This is a genomic window from Curvibacter gracilis ATCC BAA-807 (genome assembly GCF_000518645.1).
GTDB lineage: Bacteria > Pseudomonadota > Gammaproteobacteria > Burkholderiales > Burkholderiaceae_C > Curvibacter > Curvibacter gracilis.
Window position 1 is genome coordinate 1 of sequence record NZ_JADZ01000017.1, and the last position, 18,419, is coordinate 18,419.

Below are 18,419 nucleotides of genomic sequence, written 5' to 3' on the forward strand. Positions count from 1 at the left end.
TGGCAGCACCGCTTTCTGCAGAGCCTCGAATTATACATCGCTTTTTACAGCAGCAAACTCAAAACCAGAAAACTTCTCAAACCACTCACAACCACCACCCCAACCAAGCACCAGAGGCTTCTCACCCCCAACACCCGTAGAGCACTGTTCTGTGCAGCCGAGCCCGCTAGTATACACAAAAAATCAGCCGCCAAACAAGAGAGGCTTCCCGGATCATCTTTGGTGCCTCGTGGCAGACGGCCCCCATGGTGGAGAGGCACACAACAGCAAGGGCGCCGATAATCCTGCCCAATGGCACTCCTAACCTTACTTGACGCCCATCTGGCGTTTGGGCACGTCGCTTTGCTCGATGGCGCCACCTTTTCACTTGAGTCGACTGAACGTGTCGGTTTGATCGGTCGCAATGGCGCGGGAAAGTCTTCATTGCTGAAGATACTGGGAGGGCTTGAAAAGCCCGACGACGGCTTGCTGCAGGTGCAGCAAGGTTTGCGGATCGCCTATGTGGCGCAAGAGCCCCTTCTCGAGCCCGATCACACTGTTTTTGAAGCAGCCAGCGTGGGGCTATCGCCCGTCATCGCACTTCGAGACCAGTATTTGTCTGGGGCAGAGGGCGTTGACCTTGACGCACTGCAATCCCAGATTGAAGCGTATGACGCCTGGAATTGGGAGCAACGGGTCTCAGAGACTCTGGACCGCTTGCACCTGGCACCCGATGCCAAGGTCGGCACCCTGTCGGGGGGCACCAAAAAGCGTGTTGCCCTGGCACAAGCACTGGTCGCCAAGCCCGATGTGTTACTGCTTGACGAGCCCACCAACCACCTGGACCTGGATTCGATCGAGTGGCTGGAAGGACTTCTGAAGGAGTTCAAGGGTAGCGTCGTCACCATTACGCACGATCGAGCGTTCCTCGACCAAGTGGCAACTCGTATTGTTGAACTGGATCGAGGCCACCTGCGCTCCTACCCTGGCAATTTTGGCCAGTACCTTATTCAAAAGGAAGAGCAACTTGCCCAGGAAGCTGTCATCGCGGCAAAGGCTGACAAGCTTCTGGCTCAGGAGGAGGTCTGGATTCGCAAAGGCGTCGAAGCCCGACGCACACGAAGCCAAAGTCGCATCGGGCGCCTTGAAAAGCTGCGCGCTCAGCGCAGCGCCCGCCGCGAAGCACTGGGCAGCGTTCGAATGGACGTGGCCTCTGGCCTTCCATCCGGCAAGATCGTTGCCGAGCTGACCCATGTGAGCAAATCCTTCGGTGATCGCACCGTCGTGCGTGATTTCACCGGCACCATTCTGCGGGGCGACAAGGTCGGGCTCATTGGTCCCAATGGTGCAGGCAAATCCACCTTGTTGAAGATGATTCTGGGTGAACTACAGCCTGACTCAGGCGGGGTTCGCCAAGGCGCCAATCTTCAGGTCGCGTACTACGATCAAATGCGCCAGGCCATTGACCTGGACGCCACCTTGGCCGACTTCATCAGTCCCGGCAGCGAGTGGATCGAAATTGGCCAACAGCGAAAGCACGTCAAGAGCTACCTGGGCGACTTCCTGTTTTCGCCGGCACGGGCCAATTCCCCGGTTCGCACCCTCTCCGGCGGCGAACGCAACCGCTTGCTGCTGGCACGCTTGTTTGCCCGGCCGACCAATGTGTTGGTTCTTGACGAACCCACCAACGACTTGGACATCGACACGCTGGAATTGTTGGAAGACCTGCTCCAAAACTTCGATGGCACCGTGTTTCTCGTCAGCCACGACCGCACCTTCCTCGACAACGTGGTTACCAGCACCATTGCCTGGGAAGGCGAAGGCCAGTGGCGAGAGTACGAAGGCAGCGTGCAAGACTGGCTGATCCAGTCCCAAAGGTCACGCCAGATCCTCGCCAACGCAACCAAGGAGGCGGGCAAAGGTGCCGCCGCCAGGAATGAACCGGCGGCCGCAGAACCTCCGGCGGCCATTGTGGCCGCTCCACAGGCCACAGCGCGCCGAAAGCTCAGCTACAAGGAACAAAGAGAACTGGACGCTCTGCCTGCGCTGATCGAGCAATTGGAGACGGAACAGTCCACAGTGCTCGCAGCCTTGGCGGATGGGCAGCTCTATGCCAACGATCCGGCCAAGGCCATGCAACTCACCCTGCGCAACACTGAGATCGAAGAAGCGCTGATGAATGCCTTGGAACGCTGGGAAATGCTGTCGAATTGAACCAGGGGAGGAGCCCCGCGGAGTGACTGGACTGCCTCTCACGCCGGGGGCACCCGCCCCCCTCTTACCTCAGATGCGGTGATGCAGGCGGTCGGTGGTCCCACCCAATCGGGCCAGCAATGCCCCCGCAATCTTGTCCAGGGGCAAAACCTCATCGGCAGCACCATGGGCAATGGCTTCACGGGGCATGCCGAACACGATGCAGCTGGCTTCGTCCTGCACGTAGTTGTAGCTGCCGGCGTCTTTCATCTCCCGCATGGCCTTGGCGCCATCGTTGCCCATACCAGTCAGCATGATGCCGAAGGCATTGCGCCCCACCACCGAGGCGGCCGACTTGAACAAGACTTCAACCGAAGGCTTGTGCCGATTCACCGGTTCCGTATCCTCAACCACCGCAACATAGTTGGCGCCGCTGCGATCGATGCGGAACTGGCGCCCCCCTGGGGCGATGTACGCATGGCCGGGCAAGATGCGCTCTCCGTTGGAAGCTTCCTTGACAGTGATCTGGCACAGCCCGTTGAGTCGCGCGGCGAAACTGGTGGTAAAGCCTGGCGGCATGTGCTGCGTGATCACGATGGCCGGAGAGTCTGCCGGCATGCGCACCAGAATCTCCTTGATGGCCTCGGTACCCCCTGTGGAGGCGCCAATGAAGATGATTTTCTCGGTAGACAGCCGGCCAAGCAGGGTCGGTGCCGGGCGCGCAGGCGCGACCGGGCTCGCACCCCCAGTCGGTGCATGCGCAGCACCGGCCACATGCAGGTCCTGGTGCCCCCGGTGGACGTGGGCCACCGACGCTACGCGAATCTTGTCGACAATCTGGTTGGCCAGTTCGTTGATGCCATTGGCGAGACCGACACGGGGCTTGGCCACGAAATCCACAGCGCCCAATTCAAGCGCACGCAAAGTCACCTCTGCGCCTTTTTCAGTCAAGGTCGAAATCATCACCACCGGCATGGGTCGCAGACGCATCAAACGCCCCAGGAAATCGATGCCATCCATGCGGGGCATTTCGACGTCCAGGGTGATCACATCCGGATTCAACTCCCGGATCATCTCGCGTGCGATCAGCGGGTCATTGGCAGTGCCGACACACTCCATGTCGCGCTGCCGGTTGATGATCTCCGACAGCAGGCTGCGAACCAATGCGGAGTCATCGACCACCACCACCCGTATTTTTTTTGACATCCCCATTTTTCTCTTCTATCCCATCGAAATCAGAACAGGTCCACAGAACCACCAGCTGTGGTCTGCACCACCGTCGCCACGCTGCCACGCTTTTCCTGGGCCATGGTTTCGGGATGGGCATGGGCCAGCCTCTTGACCATGGCCTTGCCCGTCACGGGGAAGAAGCAGACCTTGCGTGGATAGATATCCAGAACATCCTCAGACACCACCGGAATGCGCTCGGTCTGCAAATAGTCACGCACGAACTTGGTGTTGCGTTCACCGACATTCATGGTCGTGAAGTTGGCCATCACCGCGCCACCGCCAAAGATCTTGGCCTGCATGGTTTCACGACGGGCACCTTGCTTCATCAACTCGTTGATCAACAATTCCATCGCATACGAACCATAACGACCCGACGAATCCCCGCCCTCGCCCTCAGGCAGCATGAAGTGGTTCATCCCCCCAACCAAGGATCGGCTGTCCCAGATGCAGGCGGCAATGCACGAGCCCAGAACCGTCATGATCACCAGGTTCTCATCTGCCACGAAATACTCACCCGGCAGGACCTTCACGGCGTTGTACTGAAAATGATGGTCGAAGTAGAAAAAACTGGCCTCGCCGGCTTTGCGTGACTTCTGCTTGAGCTCATCCAACGTCGACGTCCGAGCCCCCATGGCACCCGCCGTGTTGTAAGCATTGGGCGACACAGGCTGGATGCGTGGCGCCTGCCGCCGCTCCACGCCGGCCGGCAAAGGCGTGCCGCGAGGCGATGAGAACGGGTTGTTTGGCGTAAGTGTCATGGTCGACAAATCATCAATAGGTTGGCGTCAACGACGCTCATAGACCGTCTTGCCACGCAGGGTGAACAGGTCACGCGACTCACTGAAGTTCTCGGCATGACCGACAAACAACATCCCACCCGGTTTGAGCACCCGGTGGATCCGTTCCAGCACCTTGCGCTGGGTCGGCGCATCGAAGTAGATCATCACGTTGCGGCAAAAAACCACGTCGAAGGGCTCCTTGAAAGGCCAGTCATCGCGGATCAGATTGACGCTCAGGAACTCGATGGCCTTGCGCAGTTCGGGTTTCACCCGGATCAGCCCCGCGTTGGAGTCCTTGCCTCGCATGAAAAAGCGTTGCAACCGATCCTGTGTGAGTCCCTTGAGGTTGTCCAGTCGGTACACACCCTGAGCCGCAGAGGCCAAAACCTTGGAATCAATGTCGCTCGCAGTCAGCTTGAAGGGCGCGTTGTTGCCCAAGGTCTCGAAAGCCGTCATGACAATCGAGTAAGGCTCTTCCCCGGTTGACGCCGCGTTGCACCAGACTTTCCAAGGTGAACCTGCCGGACGCGACTTGAGGTGCGCAGCAAAGATCTCAAAATGGTGCTGCTCACGGAAGAAGGCCGTCAAGTTGGTCGTCAAGGCATTGACGAACTCCTGCCACTCGGGGCCATCATGTGTTTCCAGCCAGCTCAGGTAGTCACGAAAGCTGGTGTGCCCCGTCTCACGCAGGCGCCGCGACAGACGGCTATAGACCATCGCGTGCTTGCCGTCATGCAGGTTGATACCAGCACGCTGGTAGATCAACGACTGCACCCGGGAAAAGTCGGCATCGGTCCAGACGAACTCACGCCCCTGCATGACCGGGCCATTGGAAACGGGCACAGCAGGCGCCCTGTCTTTGACAGGTGAACTGCCGGCATCAGCTCGGTGCATGCTGGACATCATGGGCGATCCTTCTCTGTGAGCACAGCCCGGACGGGACCATGGCTCTGCGCGGCAGTCTCAATCGAGAACGAAAAAAAGTTCAAATGGCAGCCACCAGGCCCATGTCCACACCCGACATCAGCTTTTCGATGTCCAGCAGGATCAACATGCGCTCGCCCACCGAACCCAGCCCCAAAATGCAGCCGTTGTCGATCACGCTTTCGATGTCGGGTGCGGCCTTGATGTTGTCAGGGGACAGCTCCATCACATCGCTCACCGAGTCCACCACGATGCCCACGACACGGGTGCGCAGATTCAGGATGATGACGACGGTGAAATTGTTGTACTCAGCATTGGCGCAGTTGAACTTCAGCCGCATGTCCACGATGGGCACGATCGTGCCCCGCAGATTCACAACGCCTTTGATGAACTCAGGCGCATTGGCGATGCGTGTCGGGGGCTCATAGCCACGGATTTCCTGCACCTTCAGGATGTCGATCCCGTACTCCTCCTGATCCAGGCGAAAGGTCAGGTACTCACGAGCACCGGCCGGGGCACCTTCAGAAGTTTTACCGATCACACTCATGATGTTCTCCTTCAAAGACTCACAGACTCAATGACGCGCGCGCCGCACCAGGCCCGCCGTATCCAGGATCAAGGCCACCTTGCCGTCGCCCAGGATGGTGGCGCCCGACACATTCGGAACCTTGCGGTAATTGGTTTCCAGGTTCTTCACCACCACCTGATGCTGGCCCAGCAACTCGTCCACCAAAAGCGCCACACGGCTGCCCTCGGCCTCGACCACCACCATGATGCTGCTGCTCTTCTCGAAATCGAAGCGCGGCACCTGGAACACCTTTTCCAACTCGATCACAGGCATGTACTCGTCGCGCACCTTGACCAGCTGCGAGCCCTGCGCCACGGTGCTGACGGAGTCGTCATTGACCTGGAAGGACTCCACCACCGACGACAGGGGCAGGATGTAGACCTCGTCGCCCACCCCCACCGACATGCCATCCATGATGGCCAGCGTCAGCGGCAGTCGCACCGACACCTTCATGCCATAACCCTCGGCAGAATCGATCTCCACCGTGCCGTTCAAGGCCAGGATGTTCTTCTTCACCACATCCATGCCCACACCGCGGCCAGACACATCGGTCACGACCTCGGCTGTCGAGAAGCCTGGGGCGAAAATCAGCTGCCAGACCTCGGCATCGCTCATCTGATCCGACACATCCAGGCCACGCTCGCGCGCCTTGCCCAAAATCTTCTCGCGGGAAAGTCCACGCCCGTCGTCGCGCACTTCGATCACGATCGAGCCCCCCTGGTGGGCCGCCGACAGCGTGATGGTGCCCTGAGCCGATTTGCCCTTGGCCAGGCGGTCCTCGGGCAGTTCGATGCCGTGATCGCAGCTGTTGCGCACCAGGTGGGTCAGCGGGTCGGTGATCTTTTCAACCAGGCCCTTGTCCAGTTCGGTCGCTTCACCCTGGGTGATGAGATCCACCTTCTTGCCCAGCTTGTTGGCCAGGTCACGCAACATGCGCGGGAAGCGACTGAAGACGATGGACATCGGGATCATGCGGATCGACATCACCGATTCCTGCAGGTCGCGGGTGTTGCGGTCCAGATCGGCCAACCCGGCCAGCAGTTGCTGGTTCAGCGCCGGATCCAGACTGCGGCTGTTCTGCGCCAGCATCGCCTGGGTGATCACCAACTCGCCAACCAGGTTGATCAGCTGATCCACCTTGTTCACCGCCACACGGATCGTCGCAGCTTCCAATTGGGCTTGCGTGTGCGCCTTGGGCTCTGCAGCCTTGGCCGGCACGACCGCCTTGGTCGCTTCTGCCTCGACGGCCTTGGCTGCCGGGGCTGCAGGCGCATCAGGCACCCCGGGGGCGCCGGCAAAAAAGCCGAAGCCGGACGCGGGCGCGGCTGAAGCGGAAGGCGCCACAGCCGGCGGCTCCACCGGATCAAACAAACCAAAACCAGGGATTTCAGGCGCTGGTGCAGCCGCTGGGGCAGCCGCCAGATCGCGGATCTTGACCTGGTCCTTGGCCACGTGGAAGACAAACAGATCCAGCAGTTCGTCGTCCGACGAGGCGGTTTCCACGGCGAACACGCGCAGATCAGCCTGAGCGCTGGGCCGAGCCTCGATGGTTCCCAGCCCAGGGATGTCGCGGAACAACTCAGGAATGGCATCGGCCTGCTCTGGCCGGCCCAGCGGACCGATCACGATTTCAAGCGAACGGACACCTCCTGCAGCCGCGGCTGCAGGTGCCGCAGCGGGCGCTGGCGCAGCCACGGGAGCGGGCGCGGGGGCCACAGCAACCGCGGGGGCAGGCGCTGGTGCCGCGGGCACACCACCCGAAGCCAATTCACTGATGCGCCGCACCAGATCTTCGGTCGACGGAGGGGTTCCTTCGCCACCGGCCTGATGCACGGCCAACAGCCCGCGAGAGGCATCCGCCGACTCCAGCAACACATCCACCATCTGGGGAATGGGCTTGAGTTCTCGACGCCGTAGCTTGTCGAGCAGGGACTCCATGTGGTGGGTCAACTCGGCCACATCGGAGAAACCGAAGGTCGCCGCACCGCCCTTGATGGAGTGAGCGCATCGGAAGATGCCGTTGAGCTCTTCGTCGTCGGCGCTGGCCAGATCCAACTCCAGAAGCATCTGCTCCATCAAGTCCAGATTCTCACCAGCTTCTTCAAAGAAAATTTGATAAAACTGACTCAGATCGAAGTCTGCACCAGAACTTCCACCGTCATGCACTTCAGCCATGCCTTGCTCCTGAAAACGTCAACTGAAGAAAGTGTCGGCTCATCGAATGACTTTCTGGATGACTTCGATCAAGCGGTTGGGGTCGAAGGGTTTGACCAACCAGCCGGTCGCCCCCGCACTGCGTCCGGCCTGCTTCATCTGGTCGCTGGACTCGGTGGTGAGAATCAAGATCGGGATGGTCTTGAACTTGGGATGCTCACGCAATTTGCGCGTCAGACCGATGCCGTCCAGACGGGGCATGTTCTGGTCGGCCAGAACCAGGTCGATGTGGTGGGTTTGAGCCTTCTCGAAAGCATCTTGGCCATCCACGGCCTCCACCACGTTGTACCCGGCGCCAGTCAAAGTGAACGACACCATCTTGCGCATGGACGGAGAGTCATCAACGGCGAGAATCGATTGCATTTAGAGCTCCAGCAACAATATTTATCAGCTTGGTTAGGGGGAACAGGCGCGGGCGTCAGAAAAGGTCGATCGACCCTGCGTCCATTTCGCTCTGAGTGACGGGATTGGGCCGCTCCGGCATCTGATCGGCATACGGGGCAGCTTCTTCACCCTCGTCATTGCCCATGGATTCAGAGGCCAGTCGGAATGCACAGCCTTGCAAGATCTTGGTGGTGTGCGTGATCAACTGGGTTGCCATGTCATGAAACTGCAGCTCAGTGACCGCGCTCTTGAGCGCGTCCCGCACCTGGCGTATTGATTCTGAGCTTTCCACATCCAGCCCCGACAGGCCTTGATTGGCCACACCGAAGCGGTCCAACAGGTTGTCCGCCGCGTGGTTGAGCAAGCCTTCAAGGCGATGCAGGTCGTGCATCACGACCAACAATGAATCCTGTATCTCGGCCACCGCCATGACGGGGAGGTGAACAGCCGGTTCATTGGAATTTTCTAGCGCTGGTTGCATTTTTTCTCCGTCGCCACGAACACACTCTTTAGCGTTTGCAATTCACCGTTACTGCCAAAGCATTTTGCAATAGGCGATTGGCCTGCGCCTGATCGAGGCCACAAAAAAGCCAGGTAACAGCCCTGATTTTGCAAAAAAGCTGCGCAAACTGCCCCCCGGACATCCCCGCATGAAGGCGTTCATGCGTGCTCTATCATATTGACCCATGTCTCAAGAATCGACCGGCCAAGCCCTGCACATCCTCCATCTGGAAGACTCACCGGTCGACCACGAATTGGCCCGCCTGGCGCTGCAGCGCGCAGGGCTGCAGTTTTCCATCGAGAGGGTGGACACCCTGGAAGACTTTGACCGCGCCCTGGCATCGCGCCCTGACATCGTGCTGGCCGACTATCAATTGCCCGGCTTCAATGCATTGGACGCCTGGCGACACGTGCAAGAAGCAGGCCTGGCCAGTCAGATGCCGGTGATCCTGCTGTCCGGTGCCATCGGTGAGACAGCGGCGGTCCAGGCCATTCAACACGGCATCAGCGACTACCTGCTCAAGGACAGCATCGGCAAACTGGCCCACACCATCACCCGCGCACTTGAAATCCACCAGGCCCACCGCGAACGCGAACACGCGGCGCGAGAGCTGGCGGCCTCACAGCAACGGCTGGCCGAACTGGCCGAACACCTGCAGAGCTCGATTGAACAAGAGCGCAGCGCGATTGCCCGCGAAATCCATGACGACATTGGCGGTGCACTCACCGCGGTGAAGTTCGACCTGGCCTGGCTGAGCCGACACAGCACTGGCGAGCCCATGGACGGCCATATCAAGGCGGCTTCGGACATGCTGCAGCACGCACTGGGCGCCAGCCAACGCATCATGTTGAACCTGCGCCCGCCCATCCTGGATCAGGGGCTGGTGCCTGCCTTGCAATGGCTGGCCGACAGTTTCACCCGCCGCACCGGCATTCCCGCACGTCTGCAAGCCAGACTGGAGGGAGGCAGCAGCAGGGCATCGCGCGATGTTCAGTTGGTGGCCTACCGCACCGCCCAGGAATCCTTGACCAACATCACGAAATACGCGCAGTGCAGCCGGGTCGACATCGATATTGCAGAAGACCGGGCCGCCTTGACCCTGGAAGTCTCGGACAATGGGCGGGGCATCCATGGCGACGAACTCGAAAAGCCCAAGTCCTTCGGACTCAAGGGCCTGCAGGAGCGCGCCAGGATGGCCGGTGGATGGCTGGACATCAGCAGCCAGCCCGGACGTGGCACAGCGATCACGCTCACCGTGCCCATGGATGACGCACCCGACCTGACCCCCAACGAAGAGGACACCCCATGATCCGCGTGATGCTTTGCGACGACCATGCCATGCTGCGCCGCGGCATCCGCGACACGCTGGCTGAGGCGGTGGACATCCAGGTCACGGCCGAAGCGGGCAGCTACCCCGAGTTGCGCGAGGCGCTGCGCAACTCCCCCTGCGACGTGCTGCTGCTGGACCTGAACATGCCGGGCCGTGGTGGCCTCGAAGTGCTCGCCAGCCTGAAAGAGACCCACCCTGACATCAAGGTGTTGATCGTCTCGATGTACCCCGAGGACCAATACGCCTTGCGATGCCTCAAGGCGGGCGCCCAGGGCTACCTGAACAAGGCCGGCGACCCCGAAGACCTGATCAAGGCCGTGCGGACCGTGATGGAGGGCCGCAAACACCTCACGCCCGAAGTGGCGCAGTTGCTGGCCGACAGCCTGTCGCGCCCAGCCCACGAGGCGCCGCACGCCACGCTGTCCGAGCGTGAACTGCAAACCCTGCTGAAAATCGCCTCGGGCAAGCGCCTGTCGGACATTGCCGAGGAGCTGATGCTCAGCCCCAAGACCGTCAGCGTCTACCGGACCCGGGTGCTGGAAAAGCTGAGCCTCAGCAACAACGCCGAACTCACGGTCTACGCGATACGCAACAACCTGGTCTGAACGCGCCGGATCAAAGCCCCCCCTAGTGCACGCCGAACAGGTCCATGGCGCGCTCCAACAAGGCCAAGACCGGTTGATCCAGCATCGGGGTGATGAGCGACACCCCCAGCAAACCGATGCTGAGTGTGACCGGAAACCCCACCGAGAAGATGTTCATCTGGGGCGCCACGCGCGAGATCACCCCCAGCATCAGGTTCACGAACAACAGCAGGCCGATCACCGGCAAGGCAATCCACAAGGCACTGGAGAACAGATCGGCTCCCAGCTGATACAACTTCAGCTGCGCCAGGGCCTCCAGAAAATTGCCATCGGCCGGAAACGCCTCAAAGCTCTTGATCACGGCCATCAGCAGCATCAGGTGGCCGTTGATCACCACGAACAGCAAGGTGGCGATGTTGCCCATGAAAGAGGACACCGCACTGGATTGCCGATTGGTCATGGGGTCAAAGAACGAAGCGAAGCTCAGGCCCATCTGCAGACCGATCAGCTCCCCCGCCAACTCGACGCAGCCGAACACCAGCCGGGCCGCAAAGCCGATCGCCAAGCCCACCCCCACCTGTTGCAGCACCGCGCCCAGGGCCTGGGTGCTGTTGACCGAGATCATGGGCTGATCGACCAGCACGGCCTGGGCCGACAGCGCCACCAGGAATGCCAACCCGATCTTGGCGCGCGTCGGGATCGAACGCACCGAATACACCGGCGCGACCGAGAACATGGCCAGCACGCGCAGAAAAGGCCACAGGATCGGCGATATCCAGGCGACGATCTGCGCCTCGGAAAACGAGACCACGCCTAGCCCGCCATGGTCGGGATCGACTCGATCATGCGCCGCAGATAGTCCACCAGCGTGGTCAACATCCATGGCCCGCCCACCAGGAACACCGCCACCGCAGCCAACAGCTTGGGCACAAAGGTCAGGGTGGTCTCATGGATCTGCGTGATGGCCTGGAACACACTGACGACCAGCCCCACCACCATCACCACCAGCAAGATGGGCAGTGACACCAGCAACATCAACTCCATCGCTTCGCGCCCGATGGTCAACACCATTTGTGGATTCATGACCGCCCTTTTCTCAGTTTGCAAAGCTGGCCGCCAGCGAGCCAATCATGAGGTTCCAGCCGTCGGCCAGCACGAAGAGCATCAATTTGAACGGCAAGGCCACCAGCACGGGAGACAGCATCATCATCCCCAACGACATCAGGATGCTGGAGACCACCATGTCGATCACCAGAAACGGGATGAAGATCATGAAGCCGATCTGGAACGCAGTCTTGAGCTCGCTGGTGGCAAAGGCAGGCACCAGGATGCGCAAGGGTGCCGTCTCGGCCGTCACGCTCGGATCCAGCTTGGCCAAGCGGGCGAACAGCGCAAAGTCGGACTGACGGGTCTGCTTCAGCATGAACTGCCGGATCGGTGGATCGGCCTTGGCCATGGCCTGCTCAAAGCTGATCGCATTGGTGCTGTAAGGCAGATAGGCCTCTTCGTAGATGCGGTCAAACGTCGGCCCCATCACGAAAAAGGTCAGGAACAGCGACAAGCCGACCACCACCTGGTTCGGAGGGGCTGATTGGGTGCCCAGGGCCTGACGCAGCAGCGACAACACGATCACGATGCGCGTGAAACCCGTCATCATCAACAGAATGGCCGGCAGAAACGACAGTGCCGTGAAAAACAGCAGCGTCTGGATGGGCACCGAAAAACTGGTGCCTCCGCTGCCCGACCCCACCAGCAGCGGCAGCTGCCCGGCCGGTTGCGCCTGTGCGCACCAGGGCAACAAACCGACCAGTGCCAGCGCAACGCTCGCCAACACCCCGGCCCGGCGGGAGAGTGAACCACGCTGCCAAAGCGCACGGGCAAAGCCCCTCAGATCAACGCCCATCGTTCACCGCCCCAGCAGGAGAGGCGGCCAACGCCGCAGCAAAACTGACAGGCGCCGCATCCGGCGATGCTGCCCCTGCGGCGACCACCGGAAAACTCTGCAGACAGGTGACTTGTTGAGCGGTCACCCCCAGCACCAGCCAGGTCCGCGCATGGGGTGGCCCGACCTCGACCGTCACCACCCGCTGCTGCGGGCCCACGGCCACACTGGAGATCAGGTCCGAAGACAGCCAGACCCCGCCCGCCTTGCCACGCTGCAGGCGTTGCAGCCAGCGCAGGCCCCAAGGCAACAAGGCCAGCAAGCCCACCAGCAGGGCCAAAGGCCCGATGGATTGCCACATGCGTCTACCCCTTGCTCACGCGGCGCAGGCGCTCAGAGGGCGTGACCACGTCAGTCAGGCGGATACCGAACTTGTCGTTCACCACCACCACCTCGCCTTGGGCGATCAGGTAGCCGTTGACCAGCACGTCCATGGGCTCGCCTGCCAGGGCATCCAGCTCCACGACCGAGCCCTGGGCCAATTGCAGGATGTACTTGATCGGCACCTTGGTGCGGCCCAGCTCCACCGACAGCTGCACCGGAATGTCCAGCACCATGTTGATGTCATTGAGCGAACCGTCCCCGTTGGGCGATCCCCCATAGGACGAGCGTGACGGCTCGCCCCCCGACAAGGGGCCACCGGGCTCATGCACCGGGCCATCATCGGCGCGCTTCTGCTCTTCCAGCGCCTCGGCCCAACCCGCCATGGGATCGTCAGCTGGATCCTGGTTTTCTTCAGACGACATTCTTATCTCCAATCCAGTTCAGATCGTGGCTGCGCAGGCACTCCTCGATCCGGATCGCATACTTTGAGTTGTGAGTACCGTATTGGCACTCGAAAATCGGCACGCCGCCGATCGAGGCACGGATGCGGGGCTGGCGGTCCAGCTCGATGAAGTCACCGGGCTTCATGGCCAGCAATTGCTCCACGGTGGCATCGGCACGGGCCAGCTCGGCCACCAGGGTCACTTCGGCCGCCTGGATCTCACGCGTCAGCACCTTCACCCAACGGCGATCGACCTCGATCGAGTCCCCCTGCGTGGAGGAATACAACACATCGCGGATCGGCTCCAGGGTGGCATAGGGCATGCACAGGTGGATGGCGCCCGACAACTCGCCGATTTCCAGCTGGAACGCGGTGGACACCACGATCTCACTGGGCGTGGCGATGTTGGCAAACTGAGGCTGCATCTCCGAGCGCTGGTATTCCAGCTCCAGCGGGTAGATGCCCTGCCAGGCCTTCTTGTACTCGGTGCAGATCACGTCCACCAGGCGGTTGATCACGCGCTGCTCGGTCGGCGAGAAGTCTCTGCCTTCGATGCGGGTCTGGAACTTGCCAACGCCACCATACAAGGTGTCGATGATGCCGAACACCAGCGCCGGCTCACACACGATCAGACCACTGCCGCGCAAGGGGCGGATGGCCACGATGTTGAAATTGGTCGGCACGGCCAGCTCGCGCAGAAAGGCGCTGTAGCGCTGCACGGCCACGGTGCCCACCGAAATCTCGGGGCTGCGGCGGATGAAGTTGAACAGGCCGATGCGGAAGTTGCGGGCAAAGCGCTCGTTGACGATTTCCATCGTCGGCATGCGCCCGCGAACAATCCGCTCCTGGCTGGAAATGTCGTAGCTGCGGACCGCCCCCGCCTCGGGGATGTCCTCGACGATCTTCTGACTCTCGCCCGTGACCCCCTCCAGAAGCGCATCGACTTCTTCCTGGGAGAGAAAGGATTCGCTCATGAGGGCTCCTTACTGGACGATGAAGTTGGAAAACAGCACCGCTGTGAGCGGGCTCTCAGCTCGTTTGACCTTCTTCTTTTTCTTGGCCTTGGGCGCCTCTTCCTCTTCTTCGACTTCGTAGCCCAGAATGCGCGAAGACTCCTTGAGGATCTCGCCGGCCAGTTTTTCCTTGCCGTCAGCGGTCAACAATTCTTCCGAGGTGCGCTGGGAGGACTGGCGAAGAATCATGTCGCGGATCTTGGGCAGATAGGCCTTGACCTGATCGGCCGCATGCGCATCCTCGATCTCGAAGGTCACACCGATCTGGGCGAATCGGTCGCCCCCCTGATCAGCCAGGTTGACCACCATGTTCTCCAGCGGCAGGTAGGTGGGCGCCACTTTCTTGGCGTCGTGCGAGGCCGAAGCGGCGGGCTTCTCGTCACCGTCCTCGTCGGCATTCTTCTTCATGAGCAAAAAGTAGCCAGCACCACCACCACCCAGCAACAACACGGCCGCGATGATGATGATGAGCATCTTTTTGCTTTTGGGTTTTTCCTTGGCATCGGCTGCGGGAGCATCAGACACGTTGTTTCCTTCCGGCGATCACCCCACTGCACACCGGGACGGCTGGCAGTAGATGCATGTTGGGGATTATTGGGTCAATCGAGCCCAATAATAGCCAGAATAGAAGCCCTAAAACGGGGTTAAAGGGGCTCAAGCCCGCGGGGCTGCTCAGCAGGCGCCCCCCAGGATGAGGTCAACAGAACGCCCGCGTCAGACAAACAGATCGAGGGTGCGGTTGGTGCTGACCGAGCGCCGCACCACGGTGGCAGGGCCGTCAGAGGCCTGCGCCGACACGGTGCGCGAGCCCAGGCGCCGGATGCCTGAGCTGGCCTCTTCGCCCTGACGGGAGGAAGACGAAGACGTGTCCGACTGCCCACCACCAGCGCCGACCGACACACCGGCCAAGACCAGCCCCTCGCCCTGCAACAAGGTTTTCAACTCGGGCAGGGCCCCGTTGAGCATGTCGCGCGTCGCCGCCTGATCCGAACGGAAGGCCACACTCGCCTCGTTGCCGTTCATTGAAATGCTCACGGCCACCGGCTGCCCATTGCCCCCGTCCAGGGTCAACTCCGCGGCCTGGCGTTTCTGGTGGATCCAGTAACTGACCTGTTCCGCCACCACCTCCTCCGAGCTGCGCGCATTGGTGTCGCTCAAGCCGCCACCCGCAGCCCCGGCCGTGGTGGCGCTCACGCCCAGGTTCTGGCTTCGGTCCTGCCCATCCGAAAAGGGCTGCAGGCTGACGCTTTGCCGATCTTCCTGCGCCTGGGCCGACTTGTGCTCGCTGGCCGAGCTGGGGTCCGTCCCCGCCAGGCGCCCCAGCAGCTTTCCGGTCTCCTCCGCGGCCGCCGCCAAGGGGGTGTTGTCCAGCACACGGGTGGCCATGTCCTTGAAATCGATGTCGGACTTGGCCAAGGGCACCAGATTGCCGGAGGCGCCAGCATCCGTGGTCAAGCCAGCCTTGCCGACCTCTGCACCGCCGCCGATCTGCGCCTGCAACTGGGCCAGCAGGTCCCGGTGGCCCTTGCGCGCCAAGGCGCCGGACTCGAGCGAAATACGCCCTGCATCCCCGCCCCCACCCGCGCCAGGGACCGCCCCCGCAACCGCCCCCGTGCCGGCATCTTTCTGGGCCGCAGCTGCCATTTGCGCCAACACGGCCGGGTCGGTGGTGGCCTTGGTGATGTCCACCACCCCCGCCGTGACCGCAGGCAGAGCCGTCCCCACGGCTGCGCCAGCAGCCGATTCCTTGGCGTCCGCCGTCGTACCAGCCCCAGCCGCAGCCTGGCGCGCCGCTTCGGCCAGCAGGGCCATTTGAGAGACCAGGTCGGTGGGCAAAGTGCCGTCCGCCGGGTTCAAGCCATCGGCCCCATCTCCTGTCAACTGCACCCCCGGCTTGCGCCGAGCCTGGCCTTGTGCGCCCTGCAACAGAGCGCCCAGGTCGCCAGTCCCATCGCCGCGCAGGGCCGTGGACGCATCAGTGCCGTCGGTCAAGGCCGTCGAAAAATCTTCGAGCAAACCGGTGAACTCCGCGCCAGCGCCTGCTGCCGCCTTGCCGTGCCCCCGGGTGTGCGCCGAGTTGGCCGACGCAGTGGCCGATGTGCTGCTGGATTTGACTTGTTCTACCATGGTCTACCTCGTCAGGCTGTGGGCTGAATCTTCAGGCGGTGGCGCGAGGCTGCCAGCTCGTCCACCTCTTTCTGTTCGCGGCGCTGCAGGGCCAGCGCGGCATCGTGCTGGCGCCGCTGCACCACCTGGCGCAGGCTCACCAGGCGCAGTTCGGCCTGGGTCAGCTCGCGCTCGGCGTCCTGCACCAGCTGGTCGTGGCGCGCCATCTGGGTCTTCTGCAATTCGATGGTCTGGTCCAGTCGGGCCATGAACTGGCGGTGATGGAACATCACCTCCGGGGCCATGCCGAGTTGGCCGCGGATCAGCCAGCGCTGCTCGGTCTCGCCGGAGTAGCCGGTCAACTGGTCCATTTGCTGCTGCGCCCGCTGGCGCGCCAGCCTGGCCTGGGCCAGGCGCTGGACCGCGGCATCGCGCAGCCGCGTCGCATGCTCCATGGCCACCTGCAATCCGTGAGACGCTGCCATCGTCGTGCTCCTGGGTCAGGGGTTGATCTGCAGGCCCAGGCTGGCGGCCATCTGGTCCAGCGCCTGTTGCAGATTGACGGCCTCGTGCATGTCCTGCTGCAAAAAGCCGGCCATGCCCCGCTGCAGCTGAATGGCCTCGTCCAGATCGGGGTCGCTGCCCTGTACATAGGCGCCGACCTGGATCAGATCGCGGCTCTTCTGATAGCGCGAATACATGGCCTTGAAGCGCCGAGCCACCTCGATGTGGATCGGGCTGACCACGTTGTGCATCACGCGGGAGGCCGACTGTTCGATGTCGATGGCCGGGTAATGCCCGGCCTCGGCCAAGGTGCGCGACAAGACGATGTGCCCGTCCAGAATGGCCCGGGCCGCATCGGCGATCGGGTCCTGCTGGTCGTCCCCCTCGGACAGCACAGTGTAGAAAGCCGTGATCGACCCCACCCCATTGAGGCCGTTGCCACTGCGCTCCACCAACTGGGGCAGCTTGGCAAAACAGGAGGGCGGGTAGCCCTTGGTGGCCGGCGGCTCGCCAATGGCGAGCGCGATCTCGCGCTGGGCCATCGCATAGCGGGTGAGCGAATCCATCAACAACAGCACATGCTTGCCCTTGTCGCGGAAGTGCTCGGCCACCGCCGTGGCATAGGCCGCGCCCTGCATGCGCAACAAAGGCGGCGCGTCGGCGGGCGCCGCCACCACCACCGAGCGGGCGCGGCCATCGTCACCCAGGATGTCCTCGATGAACTCCTTCACTTCGCGTCCGCGCTCACCGATCAGGCCCACCACGATGACATCGGCCTGGGTGTAGCGGGCCATCATGCCCAACAGCACACTCTTGCCCACGCCAGAGCCTGCAAACAGGCCCAGCCGCTGGCCACGGCCCACGGTCAGCAAGGCATTGATGGCGCGCACACCAGTGTCCAGCGGCTCCCGCACAGGATCGCGGTCCATGGCATTGATCTGGCGCCGGCCCGGGGGTTCGGCCACCACGTCGAGCACCGGGCCTTGGTGATCCAGGGGTTGACCCGAGGCATCCACCACCCGCCCCAGCAGCCCATCGCCCAGCGGCAGGCGCAACACCCCCAGCGACAAGGCCGAGGCGGGCAAGGGTTCGTCGCCCAGGCGAGGAACGGGTACAAAGGGCAAGGCGGGCGTGACCACCGCCCCGCTGGACAAGCCGTGGATATCGCCGGCCGGCATCAGAAATGCCCGCTCGCCCGAGAAACCCACCACCTCGGCCAGCACCGGCGCCGAATCCTTCTGGGTGATCCAGCACTGCGAGCCCACCGGCACGCGAATGCCCGTGGCCTCCAGCACCAGGCCGGTCAAGCGGGTCAGCGTACCGCGGCTTTCCAGCGCCATGCCCCGCGACACCCGCTGGCGCAGGTCCTGCATGTAAACGTCCCAGCGCAGCGGGCTGTCG

At 62.1% G+C, this 18,419-nt stretch carries 20 protein-coding genes; 3 read left to right on the plus strand and 17 right to left on the minus strand.

The annotated features are described in order from the left end of the window. Positions 1-291: 291 nt before the first annotated feature. A complete protein-coding gene (locus L880_RS0114815; protein ID WP_027476343.1) occupies positions 292-2,193 on the plus strand; it encodes an ABC-F family ATP-binding cassette domain-containing protein in 1,902 nt (633 codons plus the stop codon). Between the two features lie 69 nt (positions 2,194-2,262). On the opposite strand, the gene L880_RS0114820 is transcribed toward L880_RS0114815, so the two are convergent. From L880_RS0114820 to L880_RS0114850, 7 genes are all read right to left on the minus strand, one after another. Next, positions 2,263-3,378, minus strand: a complete 1,116-nt coding sequence (locus L880_RS0114820; protein WP_027476344.1) for a protein-glutamate methylesterase/protein-glutamine glutaminase — start codon at positions 3,376-3,378, stop codon at positions 2,263-2,265. A 29-nt stretch (positions 3,379-3,407) separates the two neighbouring features. Further along, complete coding sequence (cheD, locus tag L880_RS0114825; protein WP_027476345.1) at positions 3,408-4,160, minus strand: chemoreceptor glutamine deamidase CheD; 753 nt, start codon at positions 4,158-4,160, stop codon at positions 3,408-3,410. A 27-nt stretch (positions 4,161-4,187) separates the two neighbouring features. Continuing rightward, on the minus strand, positions 4,188-5,087 hold the full coding sequence (locus L880_RS0114830) for a CheR family methyltransferase (protein ID WP_425389188.1): 900 nt from the start codon (positions 5,085-5,087) through the stop codon (positions 4,188-4,190). A gap of 79 nt (positions 5,088-5,166) precedes the next feature. Continuing rightward, positions 5,167-5,652 (minus strand): chemotaxis protein CheW, encoded by a 486-nt coding sequence (locus tag L880_RS0114835; protein ID WP_027476347.1) that lies wholly within the window; start codon positions 5,650-5,652, stop codon positions 5,167-5,169. A 27-nt stretch (positions 5,653-5,679) separates the two neighbouring features. Beyond that, positions 5,680-7,848 (minus strand): chemotaxis protein CheW, encoded by a 2,169-nt coding sequence (locus tag L880_RS0114840; protein WP_027476348.1) that lies wholly within the window; start codon positions 7,846-7,848, stop codon positions 5,680-5,682. A gap of 39 nt (positions 7,849-7,887) precedes the next feature. Then, positions 7,888-8,250, minus strand: coding sequence for a response regulator (locus tag L880_RS0114845; protein WP_027476349.1), 363 nt, complete (start codon positions 8,248-8,250; stop codon positions 7,888-7,890). Positions 8,251-8,305: 55 nt separating this feature from the next. Further along, a complete protein-coding gene (locus L880_RS0114850; protein ID WP_027476350.1) occupies positions 8,306-8,752 on the minus strand; it encodes a hypothetical protein in 447 nt (148 codons plus the stop codon). A gap of 205 nt (positions 8,753-8,957) precedes the next feature. Here L880_RS0114850 and L880_RS0114855 point away from each other — a divergent pair, with 205 nt between their 5' ends. Together L880_RS0114855 and L880_RS0114860 are read left to right on the plus strand one after the other, a co-directional pair. After that, a complete protein-coding gene (locus L880_RS0114855) occupies positions 8,958-10,082 on the plus strand; it encodes a hybrid sensor histidine kinase/response regulator (protein WP_027476351.1) in 1,125 nt (374 codons plus the stop codon). Continuing rightward, a complete protein-coding gene (locus L880_RS0114860; protein WP_019576219.1) occupies positions 10,079-10,708 on the plus strand; it encodes a response regulator in 630 nt (209 codons plus the stop codon). The genes L880_RS0114855 and L880_RS0114860 overlap by 4 nt, the downstream gene beginning before the upstream one ends. 22 nt (positions 10,709-10,730) lie before the next feature. Here L880_RS0114860 and fliR read toward each other — a convergent pair whose 3' ends face one another. From fliR to fliI, 10 genes are all read right to left on the minus strand, one after another. Then, positions 10,731-11,498, minus strand: a complete 768-nt coding sequence (gene fliR / locus L880_RS0114865; protein WP_027476352.1) for a flagellar biosynthetic protein FliR — start codon at positions 11,496-11,498, stop codon at positions 10,731-10,733. Positions 11,499-11,500: 2 nt separating this feature from the next. Beyond that, the gene (gene fliQ, locus L880_RS0114870; protein ID WP_027476353.1) at positions 11,501-11,770 is read right to left on the minus strand and encodes a flagellar biosynthesis protein FliQ; all 270 of its coding nucleotides are present in this window, start codon (positions 11,768-11,770) and stop codon (positions 11,501-11,503) included. Positions 11,771-11,783: 13 nt separating this feature from the next. Beyond that, on the minus strand, positions 11,784-12,590 hold the full coding sequence (gene fliP, locus L880_RS0114875; protein WP_425389189.1) for a flagellar type III secretion system pore protein FliP: 807 nt from the start codon (positions 12,588-12,590) through the stop codon (positions 11,784-11,786). Then, positions 12,580-12,930: a flagellar biosynthetic protein FliO gene (locus tag L880_RS0114880; protein WP_027476355.1), complete on the minus strand. Its 351-nt coding sequence runs from the start codon at positions 12,928-12,930 to the stop codon at positions 12,580-12,582. The genes fliP and L880_RS0114880 overlap by 11 nt, the downstream gene beginning before the upstream one ends. 4 nt (positions 12,931-12,934) lie before the next feature. Beyond that, positions 12,935-13,375 (minus strand): flagellar motor switch protein FliN, encoded by a 441-nt coding sequence (fliN, locus tag L880_RS0114885; protein ID WP_027476356.1) that lies wholly within the window; start codon positions 13,373-13,375, stop codon positions 12,935-12,937. Continuing rightward, positions 13,365-14,369 carry a flagellar motor switch protein FliM gene (gene fliM / locus L880_RS0114890; protein ID WP_027476357.1) on the minus strand — a complete coding sequence of 335 codons (1,005 nt, stop codon included), beginning with the start codon at positions 14,367-14,369 and terminating at the stop codon, positions 13,365-13,367. Before fliM ends, fliN begins: the two co-directional genes overlap by 11 nt. 9 nt (positions 14,370-14,378) lie before the next feature. Then, the gene (locus L880_RS0114895) at positions 14,379-14,933 is read right to left on the minus strand and encodes a flagellar basal body-associated FliL family protein (protein ID WP_027476358.1); all 555 of its coding nucleotides are present in this window, start codon (positions 14,931-14,933) and stop codon (positions 14,379-14,381) included. Between the two features lie 189 nt (positions 14,934-15,122). After that, positions 15,123-16,535 (minus strand): flagellar hook-length control protein FliK, encoded by a 1,413-nt coding sequence (locus tag L880_RS36400; protein ID WP_051443332.1) that lies wholly within the window; start codon positions 16,533-16,535, stop codon positions 15,123-15,125. An 11-nt stretch (positions 16,536-16,546) separates the two neighbouring features. Beyond that, positions 16,547-16,999: a flagellar export protein FliJ gene (gene fliJ, locus L880_RS0114905; protein ID WP_027476360.1), complete on the minus strand. Its 453-nt coding sequence runs from the start codon at positions 16,997-16,999 to the stop codon at positions 16,547-16,549. 15 nt (positions 17,000-17,014) lie between these two features. Beyond that, on the minus strand, positions 17,015-18,391 hold the full coding sequence (fliI, locus tag L880_RS0114910; RefSeq protein WP_245615177.1) for a flagellar protein export ATPase FliI: 1,377 nt from the start codon (positions 18,389-18,391) through the stop codon (positions 17,015-17,017). Positions 18,392-18,419 lie beyond the last annotated feature (28 nt).

Bases quoted from the DNA above. Each gene is read 5' to 3' on its own strand.
- L880_RS0114815 (WP_027476343.1), top strand. From the start codon at position 292: ATGGCACTCCTAACCTTACTTGACGCCCATCTGGCGTTTGGGCACGTC.
- L880_RS0114820 (WP_027476344.1), bottom strand. From the start codon at position 3,378: ATGTCAAAAAAAATACGGGTGGTGGTGGTCGATGACTCCGCATTGGTT.
- cheD (WP_027476345.1), bottom strand. From the start codon at position 4,160: ATGACACTTACGCCAAACAACCCGTTCTCATCGCCTCGCGGCACGCCT.
- L880_RS0114830 (WP_425389188.1), bottom strand. From the start codon at position 5,087: ATGATGTCCAGCATGCACCGAGCTGATGCCGGCAGTTCACCTGTCAAA.
- L880_RS0114835 (WP_027476347.1), bottom strand. From the start codon at position 5,652: ATGAGTGTGATCGGTAAAACTTCTGAAGGTGCCCCGGCCGGTGCTCGT.
- L880_RS0114840 (WP_027476348.1), bottom strand. From the start codon at position 7,848: ATGGCTGAAGTGCATGACGGTGGAAGTTCTGGTGCAGACTTCGATCTG.
- L880_RS0114845 (WP_027476349.1), bottom strand. From the start codon at position 8,250: ATGCAATCGATTCTCGCCGTTGATGACTCTCCGTCCATGCGCAAGATG.
- L880_RS0114850 (WP_027476350.1), bottom strand. From the start codon at position 8,752: ATGCAACCAGCGCTAGAAAATTCCAATGAACCGGCTGTTCACCTCCCC.
- L880_RS0114855 (WP_027476351.1), top strand. From the start codon at position 8,958: ATGTCTCAAGAATCGACCGGCCAAGCCCTGCACATCCTCCATCTGGAA.
- L880_RS0114860 (WP_019576219.1), top strand. From the start codon at position 10,079: ATGATCCGCGTGATGCTTTGCGACGACCATGCCATGCTGCGCCGCGGC.
- fliQ (WP_027476353.1), bottom strand. From the start codon at position 11,770: ATGAATCCACAAATGGTGTTGACCATCGGGCGCGAAGCGATGGAGTTG.
- fliP (WP_425389189.1), bottom strand. From the start codon at position 12,590: ATGGGCGTTGATCTGAGGGGCTTTGCCCGTGCGCTTTGGCAGCGTGGT.
- L880_RS0114880 (WP_027476355.1), bottom strand. From the start codon at position 12,930: ATGTGGCAATCCATCGGGCCTTTGGCCCTGCTGGTGGGCTTGCTGGCC.
- fliN (WP_027476356.1), bottom strand. From the start codon at position 13,375: ATGTCGTCTGAAGAAAACCAGGATCCAGCTGACGATCCCATGGCGGGT.
- fliM (WP_027476357.1), bottom strand. From the start codon at position 14,369: ATGAGCGAATCCTTTCTCTCCCAGGAAGAAGTCGATGCGCTTCTGGAG.
- L880_RS36400 (WP_051443332.1), bottom strand. From the start codon at position 16,535: ATGGTAGAACAAGTCAAATCCAGCAGCACATCGGCCACTGCGTCGGCC.
- fliJ (WP_027476360.1), bottom strand. From the start codon at position 16,999: ATGGCAGCGTCTCACGGATTGCAGGTGGCCATGGAGCATGCGACGCGG.
- fliI (WP_245615177.1), bottom strand. From the start codon at position 18,391: ATGCAGGACCTGCGCCAGCGGGTGTCGCGGGGCATGGCGCTGGAAAGC.